This window comes from Pseudomonas sp. KBN12P06040, assembly GCF_037574965.1.
Classification (GTDB): Bacteria; Pseudomonadota; Gammaproteobacteria; order Pseudomonadales; family Pseudomonadaceae; genus Pseudomonas; species Pseudomonas aeruginosa.
Genome location: NZ_JBBELS010000001.1, coordinates 1,237,923 through 1,253,420, shown reverse-complemented (window position 1 = coordinate 1,253,420; position 15,498 = coordinate 1,237,923). Strand labels below are relative to the sequence as shown.

At 65.4% G+C, this 15,498-nt stretch carries 14 protein-coding genes and 1 tRNA gene; 4 read left to right on the top strand and 11 right to left on the bottom strand.

Annotated elements, in window-relative coordinates:
- Positions 1-64: 64 nt before the first annotated feature.
- From VQ067_RS05870 to queA, 6 genes are all read right to left on the bottom strand, one after another.
- A complete protein-coding gene (locus VQ067_RS05870) occupies positions 65-613 on the bottom strand; it encodes a glycine zipper 2TM domain-containing protein (protein ID WP_003092848.1) in 549 nt (182 codons plus the stop codon).
- Positions 614-796: 183 nt separating this feature from the next.
- Complete coding sequence (gene secF / locus VQ067_RS05865) at positions 797-1,717, bottom strand: protein translocase subunit SecF (RefSeq protein ID WP_003092852.1); 921 nt, start codon at positions 1,715-1,717, stop codon at positions 797-799.
- Between the two features lie 10 nt (positions 1,718-1,727).
- Positions 1,728-3,590, bottom strand: coding sequence for a protein translocase subunit SecD (secD, locus tag VQ067_RS05860; RefSeq protein WP_003110921.1), 1,863 nt, complete (start codon positions 3,588-3,590; stop codon positions 1,728-1,730).
- A 59-nt stretch (positions 3,591-3,649) separates the two neighbouring features.
- Positions 3,650-3,988: a preprotein translocase subunit YajC gene (yajC, locus tag VQ067_RS05855; RefSeq protein ID WP_003092856.1), complete on the bottom strand. Its 339-nt coding sequence runs from the start codon at positions 3,986-3,988 to the stop codon at positions 3,650-3,652.
- A gap of 43 nt (positions 3,989-4,031) precedes the next feature.
- Positions 4,032-5,150 (bottom strand): tRNA guanosine(34) transglycosylase Tgt, encoded by a 1,119-nt coding sequence (tgt, locus tag VQ067_RS05850; protein WP_074241265.1) that lies wholly within the window; start codon positions 5,148-5,150, stop codon positions 4,032-4,034.
- A 12-nt stretch (positions 5,151-5,162) separates the two neighbouring features.
- Positions 5,163-6,206 carry a tRNA preQ1(34) S-adenosylmethionine ribosyltransferase-isomerase QueA gene (queA, locus tag VQ067_RS05845; protein WP_003110922.1) on the bottom strand — a complete coding sequence of 348 codons (1,044 nt, stop codon included), beginning with the start codon at positions 6,204-6,206 and terminating at the stop codon, positions 5,163-5,165.
- Between the two features lie 102 nt (positions 6,207-6,308).
- On the opposite strand from queA, the gene VQ067_RS05840 reads away from it, so the two are divergent.
- A tRNA-Leu gene (locus VQ067_RS05840) sits at positions 6,309-6,395 on the top strand.
- A gap of 324 nt (positions 6,396-6,719) precedes the next feature.
- Here the strand turns inward: VQ067_RS05840 and VQ067_RS05835 are convergent.
- Positions 6,720-8,300, bottom strand: a complete 1,581-nt coding sequence (locus VQ067_RS05835; protein WP_033991047.1) for an EAL domain-containing protein — start codon at positions 8,298-8,300, stop codon at positions 6,720-6,722.
- Positions 8,301-8,429: 129 nt separating this feature from the next.
- On the opposite strand from VQ067_RS05835, the gene VQ067_RS05830 reads away from it, so the two are divergent.
- Positions 8,430-8,927 (top strand): RDD family protein, encoded by a 498-nt coding sequence (locus VQ067_RS05830; RefSeq protein WP_003092862.1) that lies wholly within the window; start codon positions 8,430-8,432, stop codon positions 8,925-8,927.
- A 131-nt stretch (positions 8,928-9,058) separates the two neighbouring features.
- Here the strand turns inward: VQ067_RS05830 and lptG are convergent, their stop codons facing one another.
- From lptG to VQ067_RS05810, 4 genes are all read right to left on the bottom strand, one after another.
- Positions 9,059-10,126 (bottom strand): LPS export ABC transporter permease LptG, encoded by a 1,068-nt coding sequence (gene lptG / locus VQ067_RS05825; protein ID WP_003092863.1) that lies wholly within the window; start codon positions 10,124-10,126, stop codon positions 9,059-9,061.
- The gene (gene lptF / locus VQ067_RS05820) at positions 10,119-11,237 is read right to left on the bottom strand and encodes an LPS export ABC transporter permease LptF (protein WP_003092864.1); all 1,119 of its coding nucleotides are present in this window, start codon (positions 11,235-11,237) and stop codon (positions 10,119-10,121) included. Before lptF ends, lptG begins: the two co-directional genes overlap by 8 nt.
- A gap of 191 nt (positions 11,238-11,428) precedes the next feature.
- Positions 11,429-12,352 carry an alpha/beta hydrolase gene (locus tag VQ067_RS05815; protein WP_003115256.1) on the bottom strand — a complete coding sequence of 308 codons (924 nt, stop codon included), beginning with the start codon at positions 12,350-12,352 and terminating at the stop codon, positions 11,429-11,431.
- 83 nt (positions 12,353-12,435) lie between these two features.
- Positions 12,436-13,248 (bottom strand): AraC family transcriptional regulator, encoded by an 813-nt coding sequence (locus tag VQ067_RS05810; RefSeq protein ID WP_033939619.1) that lies wholly within the window; start codon positions 13,246-13,248, stop codon positions 12,436-12,438.
- A gap of 336 nt (positions 13,249-13,584) precedes the next feature.
- Here VQ067_RS05810 and VQ067_RS05805 point away from each other — a divergent pair, with 336 nt between their 5' ends.
- On the top strand, positions 13,585-15,072 hold the full coding sequence (locus VQ067_RS05805) for a leucyl aminopeptidase (RefSeq protein WP_033939621.1): 1,488 nt from the start codon (positions 13,585-13,587) through the stop codon (positions 15,070-15,072).
- Positions 15,069-15,497 (top strand): DNA polymerase III subunit chi, encoded by a 429-nt coding sequence (gene holC, locus VQ067_RS05800; protein ID WP_015502422.1) that lies wholly within the window; start codon positions 15,069-15,071, stop codon positions 15,495-15,497. The genes VQ067_RS05805 and holC overlap by 4 nt, the downstream gene beginning before the upstream one ends.
- Position 15,498: the final 1 nt, after the last annotated feature.

Below are 15,498 nucleotides of genomic sequence, written 5' to 3'. Positions count from 1 at the left end.
CATCTCCATAAAAATGCACAAGGGCGCCCGCGGGCGCCCTTGTGCATCATTGCGACAGTCAGGCTCAGCGCAGCGTTTCGCCCTGGCTGAGGATCAGCCGGCCATTCTTGTCGACCGGGATCTGGCTGCCCGGATCGCGTTCCATGCGGATCTGCCCGGCCTTGCCGTCGAGCATGTACTTCACGTCATAGCCGACGACCTTCTCGCTGCTGTCATGCACGGTGCTGCAGCGGGTTTCGGTTGTGGTGTAGGTGTCACGCTCCTGCATGCCTTCCTGCACCTTGTTGCCGGCGTAGCCGCCGCCGACGGCGCCGGCCACGGTGGCGATCTTCTTGCCGGTACCGCCGCCGATCTGGTTGCCCAGCAAGCCGCCGACCACCGCACCGATGGCGGTACCGGCGATCTGGTGCTGGTCCTTGACCGGACGCTGGCGGGTCACGGCCACGTCCTTGCAGACCTGGCGCGGCGTCTTGATGGTTTCCTTGACCGGCTGGACAGCGACGACCTCGGCGTAGTCGGGACCGCGATCCACCAGGCTATAGGTGGCTACCGCGCCACCTGCGGTCACGCCTACGGCACCCAGAACGGCCCCGACGAGCATCGACTTGTTCACATGTACCTCCTGGCTTTCATCCAATGCGGGCTATGTTCGCCCTTTGCCTTGCCTAGGACTGGGCAAAAACCACCAAGTTCCAGGCTCCCGGCAAACGTTTCGTTGGCGCAGATACGAAAACTCCCGCCAAAAGCGGGAGTCCTCGAGTGACCGGCAGGCGCCGGAGTGCCGAACCAGAGCGCCTCAGGGGCGATCGTCGACGGTGTCCTTGGCCTGCGGCGGGATCAGGTCCTCGCTGGTCAGGTTCAGCCAGATCAAGACCACGTTGGCGATGTAGATCGACGAGTAGGTACCCGCCATTACACCGACGAACAGGGCGATGGAGAAACCGAACAGGTTGTCGCCGCCGAAGAACAGCAGCGCGGCGATGGCCAGCAGCGTGGAGACCGAGGTGGCGATGGTGCGCAACAGGGTCTGGCTGGTGGAGATGTTCAGGTTCTCGATCAGACTGGCCTTGCGCAGCACGCGGAAGTTCTCGCGCACCCGGTCGAAGATCACGATGGTGTCGTTCAGCGAGTAACCGACCACCGCCAGCACAGCGGCGAGGACGGTCAGGTCGAAGGTCACCTGGAAGAACGACAGCACGCCCATCACGATGATCGCATCGTGCACCAGCGAGAGGATCGCCCCGAGGGCGAACTTCCACTGGAAGCGGAAGCCGACGTACAGCAGGATGCCACCCAGCGCCAGGAGCATGCCGAGGCCGCCCTGGTCGCGCAGTTCTTCACCCACCTGCGGGCCGACGTACTCGACCCGCTTCAGGTTCGCCGGGTTGCCGGTATCGGCCTGCTGCAAGGCGGTAGCGACCTTCTTGCCCAGTTCCGGGTCCTCGCTGGGCATCCGCACCAGCACGTCGCGGGCGTCGCCGAAGCTCTGCACCACGGCGTCCTCGTAGCCGGCGCCGACCAGTTGACCACGCACCTTGCCGAGATCGGCCGGTTGTTCGTAGGTCAGCTCGATCAGCGTACCGCCGGTGAAGTCGAGGCCGAAGTTGATGCCCTTGGTGAACCAGCTGCCCAGGGCGATGACGGTCAGGATCAGGGTGACGGCAAACGCGATGTTGCGGATGCCCATGAAGTTGATGGTACCGATCTTGATATTCATCTCAGTCCCCTTAGATCCACAGCTTCTTGAAGTCACGCCCGCCGAAGATCAGGTTGACCATTGCGCGGGTGACCATGATGGCCGTGAACATCGAGGTGATGATGCCGAGCGACATGGTCACGGCAAATCCTTTCACCGGGCCGGTGCCCATGGCGTAGAGGATGCCGCCGACCAGCAGCGAGGTCAGGTTGGCGTCGAGGATCGCGGTGAAGGCACGGTTGAAGCCTTCGTGGATCGCCCTCTGGACCGACATGCCATTGGCCAGCTCCTCGCGTATCCGCGAGAAGATCAGCACGTTGGCGTCCACCGCCATGCCCATGGTCAGCACGATACCGGCGATGCCCGGCAGGGTCAGGGTCGCGCCGAGGATCGACATCAGCGCTACCAGCATGACCATGTTGAAGGCCAGCGCAACGGTGGCGATCACGCCGAAGAAACGGTAGATGACGATGATGAACAGCGATACGAAGAGCATGCCCCAGAGCGACGCATCGACACCCTTGGCGATGTTGTCCGCCCCCAGGCTCGGGCCGATGGTGCGTTCTTCGGCGAAGTACATCGGTGCAGCCAGGCCGCCGGCACGCAGCAGCAGGGCCAGTTCGGAGGACTCGCCCGGGCCATCGAGGCCGGTGATGCGGAACTGGTTGCCCAGCGGCGACTGGATGGTCGCCAGACTGATGATCTGCTTCTCTTCCTTGAACGCCGGAACCGCGACCTCCTTCTCGACGCCATCGACCATCTGCTTGGTGTAGCGGGTCACCGGCTTCTGCTCGATGAACACCACCGCCATGCTGCGGCCGACGTTGTTGCGGGTGGCGCGGTTCATCAGCTCGCCGCCGTGGCCATCCAGGCGGATGTTCACCTGCGGGCGGCCGTTCTCGTCGAAACTGGCGCTGGCGTCGGTGACCTGGTCGCCGGTGATGATCACCCCGCGCTCCAGCGGCACCGGCGGACGGCGCGGCTCGCGGAACTCGAAGGTCTCGGTGGCGGACTTCAGGGCGTCCGGCTCGGCGGCCAGGCGGAATTCGAGGTTGGCGGTCTTGCCGAGGATTCGCTTGGCTTCCGCGGTGTCCTGCACGCCCGGCAGCTCGACCACGATACGATTGGCGCCCTGGCGCTGCACCAGCGGCTCGGATACGCCCAGCTCGTTGACCCGGTTGCGGACGGTGGTGAGGTTCTGCTTGATGGAGTATTCGCGGATTTCCGCCAGTTTGGCCTGGGTCAGGGCGACGCGCAGGACCTGCAGGCCGTTGCGCTCTTCGGGCACGACCTCGAAATCGCGGAAGTCCTTGGCGATCAGGCTGCGCGCCTTGTCCAGGGATTCGCTGTCGGTGAAGCCGAGCTGGATCGCGCGATCCTGGATCGGCAGGCTGCGGTAGCGCACGCGCTCCTTGCGCAGCAGGCTCTTCACTTCGCTTTCATAGACCTTCAGGCGGGCATCGACCGCCTTGTCCATGTCCACTTCCAGCAGGAAGTGCACACCGCCGGACAGATCCAGGCCGAGCTTCATCGGGCTGCCGCCCAGCTTGCGCAGCCACTCGGGAGTGGTCTGGGCCAGGTTCAGCGCCACCACGTAGTCGTCGCCCAGGGTCCGGCGCACCACTTCCTTGGCGGGAAGCTGGTCGTCCTGCTTGACCAGGCGGATCAGGCCGCCCTTCTTCGACAGGCTGTTGGCCTTCACCGCGATACCGGCGTCGGTCAGCGCCTTGGCAGCGCGGTCGACGTCGGCCTGGGTGACCTGCAGCGCCGTGCTGGCGCCGCTGATCTGCACCGCCGGGTCGTCCGGGTAGAGGTTGGGTGCGGAATAGATGAACCCGACGGCGAGGACCGCCAGGATCAGCAGATATTTCCACAGAGGATACTTGTTGAGCATGACACCGCCCGTTATGACGCGGGGCGCCTTGCGCGCCCCGTCATGTGTTTAGGTGAAAATCAGATCGCTTTCAGGGTGCCTTTCGGCAGGGTCGCGGCAATCGCGGCCTTCTGGAACTTCAGCTCGACGTTGTCGGAAACCTCGACGACGACGAAATCGTCGGCGACCTTGGTCACCTTGCCGGCGATACCGCCGGAAGTGACGACTTCGTCACCTTTTTGCAGGTTGCCCAGCAGGTTCTTGTGTTCCTTGGCGCGCTTGGCCTGGGGACGCCAGATCATCAGGTAGAAGATGACCAGGAAACCAACCAGGAAGACCCACTCGAAACCGGTGCCGGCCGGGCCAGCGGCTGCCGGAGCGGCTGCGTCGGCGTAGGCAGCGGGAATTAGAAAGCTCATGTAGCACTCCTGTCACAAAGCAATAGAGTTGGATAAAGGAAAGTCAGGCATCCAGCGGCGGCGTGGGAAGGCCGCGCTTGGCATAGAAGGCATCGACAAAGGCGGCCAATGTACCCTGTTGGATTGCCTCGCGCAAACCAGCCATAACCCGCTGATAATGCCGCAAGTTGTGGATGGTATTGAGCATGCTACCGAGCATTTCCCCGCACTTGTCCAAGTGGTGCAGATAGGCGCGGGAAAAATGTTTGCAGGTGTAACAGTCGCAGGTCGGGTCGAGCGTGGAGTCGTCGTGCTTGTGTACCGAGTTGCGGATCTTGATCACCCCGCTGTCGACGAACAGGTGGCCGTTGCGCGCATTGCGCGTCGGCATCACGCAGTCGAACATGTCCACGCCGCGGCGCACGCCTTCCACCAGGTCTTCCGGCTTGCCCACGCCCATCAGGTAGCGCGGCTTGTCGGCCGGCATCTGCGGCGGCAGGAAATCGAGCACGCGGATCATCTCTTTCTTCGGCTCGCCCACCGACAGGCCGCCGATGGCCAGGCCGTCGAAGCCGATCTCCTGCAGGCCATCCAGCGAGCGCAGGCGCAGGTCCTCGTGCATACCGCCCTGGACGATGCCGAACAGCGCCGACGGGCTATCGCCATGGGCGATCTTCGAGCGCTTGGCCCAGCGCAGCGACAGCTCCATGGAGCGCTTGGCGACGTCATGGTCGGCCGGGTACGGCGTGCACTCGTCGAAGATCATCACGATGTCCGAGCCCAGGGCGCGTTGCACCGCCATGGACTCCTCCGGCCCCATGAAGACCTTGGCGCCGTCCACCGGCGAGGCGAAGGTCACGCCCTCCTCCTTGATCTTGCGCATGGCTCCCAGGCTGAACACCTGGAAACCGCCGGAGTCGGTGAGGATCGGGCCTTTCCACTGCATGAAGTCGTGCAGGTCGCCGTGGCGCTGGATCACCTCGGTGCCCGGGCGCAACCAGAGATGGAAGGTGTTGCCGAGGATGATCTGCGCGCCGATGTCCTCGATGTCGCGCGGCAACATGCCCTTCACCGTGCCGTAGGTGCCCACCGGCATGAAGGCCGGGGTCTCGACCACGCCGCGGGGGAAGGTCAGGCGGCCGCGACGGGCCTTGCCGTCGGTCGCCAGCAGCTCGAAGTTCATGAAGCTCATGGATCAGTCCTCGGGTCCGCGGGGCGCGGGATTGCGGGTGATGAACATGGCATCACCGTAACTGAAGAAGCGATAGCCCTGCGCCACCGCCGCGTCGTAGGCGGCCATGGTCTCCGGGTAGCCGGCGAAGGCCGAGACCAGCATCAGCAGGGTGGATTCGGGCAGGTGGAAGTTGGTGACCAGAGCATCGACCACATGGAACGGCCGGCCCGGGTAGATGAAGATGTCGGTGTCGCCGCTGAAGGGCTTCAGCTCACCGTCGCGTGCCGCGCTTTCCAGCGAGCGCACGCTGGTGGTGCCGACGGCGACTACCCGGCCGCCGCGGGCCCGGCAGGCGGAAACCGCGTCCACCACGTCCTGGCCGACCTCCAGCCATTCGCGGTGCATCACATGGTCCTCGATACGCTCGACACGCACCGGCTGGAAGGTACCGGCACCGACATGCAGGGTAACGAAGGCGGTATCCACCCCCTTCGCGCGGATCGCCTCGAGCAGCGCCTCATCGAAGTGCAGGCCGGCGGTCGGGGCCGCCACCGCACCGGCGCGCTGGGCGTAGACGGTCTGGTAGCGCTCGCGGTCGGCCGCATCGTCCGGTCGGTCGATATAGGGAGGCAACGGCATGTGCCCGACCCGCTCCAGCAAAGGCAGCACAGGCTCGGCGAAAGCGAGTTCGAACAGGGCGTCGTGGCGTTGCAGCATCTCCGCGCTGCCACCGCCTTCGACGAGGATCCGCGTACCGGGCTTGGGCGCCTTGCTGGCGCGTATGTGGGCAAGCACCCGGTGCTGGTCGAGCACGCGCTCGACCAGGACTTCCAGCTTGCCGCCGGATTCCTTCTGACCGAACAGGCGCGCCGGGATCACCCGGGTATTGTTGAACACCATCAGGTCGCCCGGACGCAGGTAGTCCAGGAGATCGGCGAATTGTCTGTGGGCGAGGGTTCCCGTCGGGCCATCCAGCGCCAACAGGCGGCTTGCGCGGCGTTCAGGCAGGGGATGACGGGCGATCAGGGCCTCGGGCAAGTCGAAATGAAAATCGGCGACACGCATGGGGAGACTCTCGAAAGGCCGCGTAGCTTACCGGAAATGTGTTTTCCCCGCCACGAACCCGATTGACCAACGGTAGGCGCCTCCCTATACTGCGCCGCCATTGCCTCGGTGGCGGAATCGGTAGACGCGGCGGATTCAAAATCCGTTTCTGGCGACAGAGTGAGAGTTCGAGTCTCTCCCGAGGCACCATCCTGACTTCCCAAGCGTTTCCAGGGGAGCACAGGACAGCAGAGAAACCGGCCTTCGCGCCGGTTTTTTGTTGTCTGCGATCTGGCTGATCCGGCCTGCAAATAAAAAAAGGCAGCGCTGGAGTCGAGACGCTGCCTTTTACCCGAGCTGCTGTCTTCCCAGCTCGGCGAAAAAAATCTACCACAGCCGACGCCAAAAAGAAGCCCCGCGGATGCGGGCTTCTTGTCGCGCCAGGGGCGGTTTGCACCTGTTCGGTCTGCGGGTCTTTTGCTCATCCGTGACGAATAAGCTGGCAGCTCGCCCCTGGCGCGGGACTTTCAGCCGCTAGCCTCGGTCCGCCGGCAGTGCGACGACGGAAGCCCCCTGCCCTTCCTGCACAGTCAGGCTGGAAAGCAGACTCTCCAGCGGCATCGGCCGGCCGATCAGGTAGCCCTGCAGGTAATCCACCCCGCGGGCGGCCAGGTAGTCACGCTGCTCGGGGGTCTCCACGCCTTCGGCGACGATATCCAGGTCGAGCTTGGCGGACAGCTCGACGATGCTGTCGAGAATATGCCCGGAAAGAGTATCGATGCCGATGCGGGCGACGAAGCTCTGGTCGATCTTCAGGCAGTCCACCTGGAACTTGCGCAGGTAGGCCAGGCTGGAATGTCCAGTGCCGAAATCGTCGATGGCGATCTTCACTCCCAGGGCATGCAATTCGTCGAACAGGCGGTCGGTGACTTCGCTCGACTCGATCAGCTCGCGCTCGGTCAGTTCCAGGACCAGGGTGATGTGCCCGGGCGGAAACGCCGCCAACAGCTCGCGACAGTCGTCCACCAAGGCCAGTTCGTGGCAATGGGTGGCACTGATGTTGAAACCGATGTGGAAGCCTGGCTCCAGCTTCCCGGCATGCCCGCCCAGGTCTTCCGCGACCTGGCGCATCAGCGCGCGCGTCATCGGTACGATCAGTCCCGAGCGCTCGGCGAAAGGTATGAACAGGTCGGGCCGGATCAGTCCCTCGCGCGGATGACGCCAGCGCATGAGCACCTCGACGCCTATCCAGCGTCCGCCCTGGCCGGGACTCAGCGGCTGGTAGTAGGGAATGAACTCGTTGGCCTCCAGGGCCCGGCGCAGTTCGCTGCTGGGCGAGGCGACCCGCCTGGATAGCCAGTAGCACAGAGTGCCGGCCAGCAGTCCGAAGAACAGTAGCAGGCCGAACATCGCCGGGTTCTGCGAGCGGATCGATCGCCATTCCTCGCCCTCGGGGAAGCCCGACAGCACCCGCAACGGATAACGCTGCGAAGCGAGCGATACGGCGGCGACCTCATAGGTGGGCGGCGCGTCGCGGTGGGTGCGGCCCTCGGCATCCAGCCAATTGGGACCGACCACCAGCACCTGTCGGCTACGTCGGTCGACGAGGTCCAGCACGTAGCTCAAGTAGCGCCCGTCGATCGCCGCCAATACCCCGCGCTTGCCGTCGGAGTCCCGCAGGACCAGCAGCGCGGCGTCCGGCGTGACCTGGTTGCCGGGCATCAGCAAGAGGCGTCCGTCGACATAGTTCTCGATCCGCACCGGCTCGTCGAAGCCGCCGAACAACGACGTGCAATAGATCGTATTGTCGCGCGTCAAATTGACCGAGCGTACGAACGGCATGATCGCCACTTGCTCGCGCAGCGCCAGTTCGGCCTCGGGACAGGGGCGCCCCGCCACCGGCATGACCTTGCGCGCCGCCAGCGCAGCGTTGTAGAGCATCCGTTCGAACTGCCGCACCGCATTCCCGGCTGCCTGCTCGGACGTCTCCTGGAGGCTTCGCTCGGCCTGCCAGTAGAGGATGAGCAGCCCCAGGACGATCGGCATCACCCCGACCAGCACGGACAACGACAGCCGGAGCGCCTTTCTCCTGGCTCGCTTCACCGGAATCGGCATAGAAAAGACTCGTAATGATTGGGGTCTGCGCAAAGACTAGAACAGCCGGGGAAAAGCGTTGCCCGGGTGGGCGGCGCAAGCTGCGGATGGACGTATAATCCCCGGCTTTGCCCCGCACGGAACACGCCGATGCCGAAACACATGCTTTCTCCCCAGGGCGACTATGCCCCTGCCGGTCTGGTCCGCCGCCTGGCGGCGATGTTCTATGACTTCCTGCTCTGCGTGGCGCTGATGATGGTGGTCACCCTGGTTTACCAGCAAGGCATCCTTCGACTGATCTACGGCAGCGAGCATCTGCGCGAACTGGCCGACCGCGGCGCGCTGATCGGCGACCCGCTGCTCTCGACCCTGCTGGTGTTCGCCCTGTTCGGCTTCTTCGCCAAATTCTGGACCCACAACGGCCAGACCCTGGGCATGCAGGTCTGGGGACTGCGCGTGCAGAACCGCGACGGCAGCGCCATCAGCCTGCTCCAGGCGCTGCTGCGCTTCATGATCGCCATCGCCTCCTGGCTGTGCCTCGGCCTCGGCTTCCTCTGGATGCTCTGGGACAAGGACAAGCGTACCTGGCACGACCGCTATTCGGAGAGCCAGGTGGTCAGGCTGCCGAAGAACACTCACAAGAAGTGAGCGAAACAGGTCCGCAGAACGCGCTGTTTTGGCCTTTGTCGCGCCGGCGGCCAGGCTCCAGCCCGACGCGACAAGGAAGCACAAAGGCCACCCGTGGGTGGCCTTTTTTCATACCCGGCCTGCCGGGCCTGTCAGCCCGCCCGGCGTAGCAGCCAGACACCCGCCAGTGCGCAGATCGAGGCGGGGATCACCACCGCCAGCAGCGGCGGGAAGTCGAACACCAGGCTGGAGGGTCCGAGCAGGTCCTGGGCGATGCGGAAGACGAAGCCCACCAGCACGCCGGTGAAGATCCGCTGGCCCAGGGTCACCGAGCGCAACGGACCGAAGATGAAGGAAATCGCCATCAGCACCAGCGCGGCGGTCACCAGCGGTTGCAGGACCTTGGTCCAGAACGCCAGCCAGTAGCGGTTGTTGTTCAGGCCCTGGTCGGCGAGATAGTGGATGTACTGCCAGAGACCGCTGATAGACAGCGCCTCGGGCTCCATCACCACAGTGTTCAGCAGTTGCGGGCTGAGCTGGGCATCCCAGCGTTCGGTCGGCAGCTTGACCACCTCGGAACGCTTTTCCCTCGGATGCAGCAAGGTCGTGGTGACCTCTTCCAGTTGCCAGTGATCGGTCTCGAAGCGCGCGCGCTTGGCGAAACTGGCCGATTCCAGGCCACGCTGCTCGTCGAAGCGGTAGCGGGTCACGCCGTACAGCACGCCATTGGGCTGCACCGCGTTGATGTGGATGTACTCGCGCCCCTGGCGATGCCACAGACCGCGCTTGGAGCTTTGCGAATCGCCGCCGCCCTGGGCCAGGGCGCGGCCGCTCTGGGCGATGTTCTCGGTCCAGGGCGCGACGTACTCGCCAACCAGGATGCCGGCCAGCATCAGCACCAGCATCGGTTTCATCACCGCCCAGACGATCCGCGACAGGGATACCCCGGCCGCGCGCATGATGGTCAGTTCGCTGTTGCTGGCCAGGGTGCCGAGGCCGACCAGGCAGCCGATCAGCGCCGCCATCGGCAGCATGTCGTAGGCGCGCCGTGGCGCGGTGAGGAAGATGAAGCGCAGGGCGTCGCCGATGCCGTAGCTGGCGCTGATGTCGTTGAGTTCGTCGATGAAGGCGAACAGCAGCGCCAGGCCAAGGATCACCCCGAGCACCGCGAGGATCGCGACGAAGACGGTGACACCGATGTAACGATCGAGCTTAACCATGCGCCACCTCGCGACCGGCACGGGAGGACGCCAGCTTCAGGCGCAAGGGTTCCCAATAGAACAGAAGAAGACCGATCGCCAGGAATAGTCCGTGGACCCACCACAGGCCGATGGCCATGGGGATCTTGCCTTTGTCCAACTGGCCACGGACAGCGATCAGCAGAGCCAGGTAGCCCATATAAAGGAGGATCGCCGGCAGCAGCTTGAGGAAGCGCCCCTGCCGAGGGTTGACCCGCGACAGCGGCACCGCCAGCAGGGTCACCACGAATACCAGCAGCGGTGTCGACAGGCGCCACTGCAATTCGGCCTGGTAGCGTGGGTTGTCGCTGCCGAACAGATCGGCGGTGGGCACCGCGTCGCGCTCGCTCACCTCGCTGCTGGCCTCGGGCTTGGGCAGCATCACGCCATAGGTGTCGTACTGGATCGCCCGGTAGTTGGCCTGCCCGGGATTGCCGTCGTAGCGGTAGCCGTTGTGCAGGATCAGGTAACGGCTGCCATCCGCCTGGATGTTCTGGGTGCCCTTCTCCGCCACCAGGATGGAGATGCCGCGTTCCTGGTTGCTGCTGTTGAGGTCCTTCTGCGAAATGAAGATGCCGGCCAGTTCGCCGCGATCCTTCGACAGTTCCTCGGTATAGGTCACCCGGGTACCGTCGCGCATTGCCTGGAAACGGCCCGGGACCAGGGTGTCGAACTCGGTCAGGGTATCCTGCTTGTTCAACAGCAGGGCGAACTGGTTGATGCCCTGGGGCGCCAGGAACAGGCTCAGCCAGGCCACCAGGATCGCCACCAGCAGCGCCGGGGCCATGGTATAGCCGAGCAGGCGCTTCTGACTCATGCCGGTCGCCGAGAGCACAGTCATCTCGCTTTCCAGATAGAGTCGCCCGTAGGCCAGGAGGATGCCGAGGAACAGGCCAAGCGGCAGGATCAGCTGCAGGAAGCCGGGAATCCGGAACGCCATGATCAGGAACAGCGAACCGGGGTCGAGCAACCCCTGCGCCGCTTGCGCCAGGTACTTGATGAAACGGCCACTCATGATGATCACCAGCAGCACGGCGCTGACGGCGCTCATGGTGACCAGCACTTCACGGGACAAATAACGGAAAACGATCAATCCGGACACTCCTGGGTTGCCAGGCTCTGACGGGGCCCGTCGGCCCCGTCATCACGCGTTTCCGGCCATGGCGGCATGGCGCGGAGAAAATAGCCGGCATTATCCTGCGATTCGGCGGGCCTGTCACTGCGCAGGCCGAACCAAGAGCCCGATAGACCGTCGAGGCGAACGCTCGTTCAGCGCTTGCCGATTTATTCGACGACTGTCGCTGGCTGCTCGCCGCCTTCTCCGAGATGACGGACGAACCAGTCTGCCGCAGCCTGGCTGGTGGCGTCGAAATGCTCGATGTACGGCGTGAAATGGCCGCCGGCGAGCATCAGCAGCCGCTTGGGCGGCAACGCCCGCTGGTAGGCCTCCAGGCAAAGGTCCGTGGGCGTAAGCAGGTCCCGGTCGGCAACGATCATCAGCAGCGGCGTGGGGCTGATCCGCCCAATGTGAATGCCCGGCTCGTTCTCTCGCGCCAGCTCGGCGCTACGCAGGGTCACCCGGTTGCACCAGTTCGGTGCCAGCGCCGCGCTGTCGGTGAAGAACCGGTGGGCGTCCGCGCCGGCCATCGCGCAAGGCTCGTCGGGGCTCGCGGCGACCGCCGGCAACAGCGCCGGCGGCAAGCCCTCGAAGCGCCGCTGGCGGTCCGCGTCGAAGCTTGCCAGCAATGCCGGCAACTGCTCGGCGCGGGTCCGGCGCAACGCCGAGGCATGGCCGCTGACGGTCGGCACCTGCGCCACCACGCATTTCACCCGCCGATCCAGTGCGGCCACTTCCAGCACATGTCCGCCGCTGTAGCTGGTTCCCCAGATGCCGATGCGGCTGGCGTCGACCCGGGCCTGGGCGCCCAACCAGGTGATCGCGTCGCGATAGCCACGGCGCTGCATCACCGGATCGATTTCCTGACGCGGTTCGCCGTCGCTGTCGCCGAAGTTCGGATGATCGTAGAGGAGCACGACGAAGCCGGCGGCGGCGAATACCTCGGCGTAACGGTCCAGGTACTGCTCCTTCACCCCGGAAAAACCGTGCGTCATGACGATCGCCGGCCGCTCGGCACGCGCCTCCGGCAAATACAGCCAGCCGCGCAGGGCGACACCCTCGGAGCGGAATTCCACGTTCAGTCGTTGCATGCTTGCCTCCCGGGGCAGTCGTCTAGAAACGGGCCCAGCATAGGAATCCTGCCGCGTCGGCGCCGTCCGCCAACGGACGAAGGCTACGCCGAATCGGACAAGGCGAAGTAGCGGCTCGGCGTGCTCCCGGTCAGGCGTCGGAACATGGCACTGAATGCGCTGGGCGTCTGGTAGCCGAGATCCACGGCGATCCGCGCCACCGCTTCGCCAGCCGCCAGGCGTGGCAGGGCGGCGGCTAGGCGCACCTGGTGGCGCCAATGGACGAAGGTCACTCCCAGTTCGGAGAGAAACAGCCGTGCCAGGGTCCGCGAGGACGCCCCCACGTAGCGCGCCCACTCCTCCAGCCCGCGAGGGTCGGCCGGGTTCTCCAGCAGCGCCTGGCAGATTCTTCCCAGGCGTCGGTCCGCGGGGTCGGGCAAGGCCAGGGGCTGTTCCCGCGACCACTCCAGTTCGTCCAGCAGCACCGCCATCAACCGCCCCTCCCGGCCGCGCTCGTCGTACAACAACGGCAGGCCGGCGGCGCGCACGATCAACTCGCGCCACAATGGGCTGACCATCACTCCGCGCGGCACCCGGGGGAATTCCGGCGGGCAGGACTGCGGCCGGACATAGACGGTGTGCAAGCGGACCTCGCCGCGCGCCAGCATCGCGTGGGCCATCCCCGCCGGCATCCATACCGCGCGCTGCGGCGGGACCAGCCATAGCGTGCGACCGATATGCAGTTCGATCACGCCCGACAGGGCATGGATCAACTGCGCCCGCTCGTGCCGATGCTCGGCGACCACGAAACCCGCCGGGAAGGTCTTGGCCATGACCCCGAGCGGCCGGCCGACTCGCTGGTAATCGCGTGGGTCGGTACTCCGGGCGGGATCCGCGACAGGTTTGCTGGCGGGCACGGTGCGACTCCTGCGGAACGAAACGTTCATTATAGGGACGCGGCATGGCCGCGGGTTCCCGTGCGTACACAGTCGTGCCAGACACGCCGCAGTTGTGCGACCATGTGCGGCAACGGCCGGGAGGCACCGCCAACCCGGCTCCGGCGCTGTAGAACCTCGGTTGCCATCCTCGGCATGGAACGACCCCCGCCGCAACGACTAAGCTGTCGCTGCCTGCGTCACCGCCCCGGCGGCGACCGTCAGTCCTCGGGACGAATCGTGCTCGGAACAATCGCTTACCGCTAACGGATGCCGCCCCTTGCGCCATCCCGACTGTCTGTATTGGGGACCTCTTCCATGGAATTCCTTGTTAAAAGCGTACGCCCGGAAACCCTGAAAACCGCCACCCTGGTGCTCGCCGTAGGCGAAGGCCGCAAGCTCGGCGCCAGCGCCAAGGCGGTCGACGACGCCACCGGCGGCGCCATCAGCGCAGTGCTCAAGCGTGGCGACCTGGCCGGCAAGGTCGGCCAGACCCTGCTCCTGCAGAGCCTGCCCAATCTCAAGGCCGAGCGCGTGCTGCTGGTCGGCGCCGGCAAGGAGCGCGAACTGGGCGACCGCCAGTACCGCAAGCTGGCCTCCGCCGTGCTGTCGACCCTCAAGGGCCTGGCCGGCGCCGATGCCGCGCTGGCCCTCGGCGATCTCGCGGTGAAAGGCCGCGATGCCCATGCGAAGGCGCGTCTGCTGGTGGAAACCCTGGCCGACGGCCTGTACGTGTTCGATCGCTACAAGAGCCAGAAAGCCGAGCCGCTGAAACTGAAGAAGCTGACCCTGCTCGCCGACAAGGCCGACAGCGCCGCCGTCGAGCAAGGCAGCAAGGAAGCCCAGGCCATCGCCAATGGCATGGCCCTGACCCGCGATCTCGGCAACCTGCCGCCGAACGTCTGCCATCCGACGTTCCTCGGCGAGCAGGCCAAGGGCCTGGCCAAGGAGTTCAAGAGCCTGAAGGTCGAGGTTCTCGACGAGAAGAAACTGCGCGAGCTGGGCATGGGCTCGTTCCTCGCCGTCGCCCAGGGCAGCGACCAGCCGCCGCGGCTGATCGTCCTGCAATACAACGGCGCGAAGAAGGACCAGGCCCCGCACGTGCTGGTCGGCAAGGGCATCACCTTCGACACCGGCGGCATCAGCCTCAAGCCGGGCCTGGGCATGGACGAGATGAAGTTCGACATGTGCGGCGCCGCCAGCGTCTTCGGCACCTTCCGCGCGGTGCTCGAACTGCAGTTGCCGATCAACCTGGTGGGCCTGCTCGCCTGCGCCGAGAACATGCCCAGCGGCGGAGCCACCCGTCCGGGGGACATCGTCACCACCATGAGCGGGCAGACCGTCGAGATCCTCAACACCGACGCCGAAGGGCGCCTGGTGCTGTGCGACGCACTGACCTACGCCGAGCGCTTCAAGCCGCAGTCGGTGATCGACATCGCCACCCTCACCGGCGCCTGCATCGTCGCCCTGGGCAGCAACACCTCGGGCCTTATGGGCAACAACGAAGCGCTGGTCAGGCAACTGCTCAAGGCCGGCGAGTTCGCCGACGACCGCGCCTGGCAATTGCCGCTGTTCGACGAATACCAGGAACAGCTGGACAGCCCGTTCGCCGACATCGCCAACATCGGCGGGCCGAAAGCCGGCACCATCACCGCCGGCTGCTTCCTCTCTCGCTTCGCCAAGAAATACCACTGGGCGCACCTGGACATCGCCGGCACCGCCTGGATCAGCGGCGGCAAGGACAAAGGCGCCACCGGCCGCCCGGTTCCGTTGTTGACCCAGTACCTGCTGGAACGGGCCAAGTGACCCGGGTCGATTTCTACGTGATCCCCAGCGCCGATCCGTCGGCGCGCCTGCAGGTCGCCTGCCGCCTGGCCGAGAAGGCCTGGCGGCAGGGCATGCAGGTCTACCTGCATTGCGCCGACGAGGCGCAGCGCAGCGAGTTGGACGGCCGCCTGTGGAGCTTCCGCGGCGAGGCCTTCATTCCTCACAGCCTGGCCGAGGAAGACGCCGAGGCGCCCGTCGCCCTGGGCCTGGGCGAGCCCCCGGGGAACCATCGCGACCTGCTGATCAACCTGACCCTCGAGGCCCCCGGCTTCGTCGCGAACTTTTCGCGGGTGGCCGAACTGGTGGTCGAGGAGCCGGCGATCCGCCAGGCGGCACGGGATAAATTCCGCTTCTACCGGGAGCAGGGCTATCCTCTACAGGACCATCGCCTGCCGCGTATCTGAA

Bases quoted from the DNA above. Each gene is read 5' to 3' on its own strand.
- secF (WP_003092852.1), bottom strand. From the start codon at position 1,717: ATGAATATCAAGATCGGTACCATCAACTTCATGGGCATCCGCAACATC.
- secD (WP_003110921.1), bottom strand. From the start codon at position 3,590: ATGCTCAACAAGTATCCTCTGTGGAAATATCTGCTGATCCTGGCGGTC.
- yajC (WP_003092856.1), bottom strand. From the start codon at position 3,988: ATGAGCTTTCTAATTCCCGCTGCCTACGCCGACGCAGCCGCTCCGGCA.
- tgt (WP_074241265.1), bottom strand. From the start codon at position 5,150: ATGAACTTCGAGCTGCTGGCGACCGACGGCAAGGCCCGTCGCGGCCGC.
- queA (WP_003110922.1), bottom strand. From the start codon at position 6,206: ATGCGTGTCGCCGATTTTCATTTCGACTTGCCCGAGGCCCTGATCGCC.
- VQ067_RS05835 (WP_033991047.1), bottom strand. From the start codon at position 8,300: ATGCCGATTCCGGTGAAGCGAGCCAGGAGAAAGGCGCTCCGGCTGTCG.
- VQ067_RS05830 (WP_003092862.1), top strand. From the start codon at position 8,430: ATGCCGAAACACATGCTTTCTCCCCAGGGCGACTATGCCCCTGCCGGT.
- lptG (WP_003092863.1), bottom strand. From the start codon at position 10,126: ATGGTTAAGCTCGATCGTTACATCGGTGTCACCGTCTTCGTCGCGATC.
- VQ067_RS05815 (WP_003115256.1), bottom strand. From the start codon at position 12,352: ATGCAACGACTGAACGTGGAATTCCGCTCCGAGGGTGTCGCCCTGCGC.
- VQ067_RS05805 (WP_033939621.1), top strand. From the start codon at position 13,585: ATGGAATTCCTTGTTAAAAGCGTACGCCCGGAAACCCTGAAAACCGCC.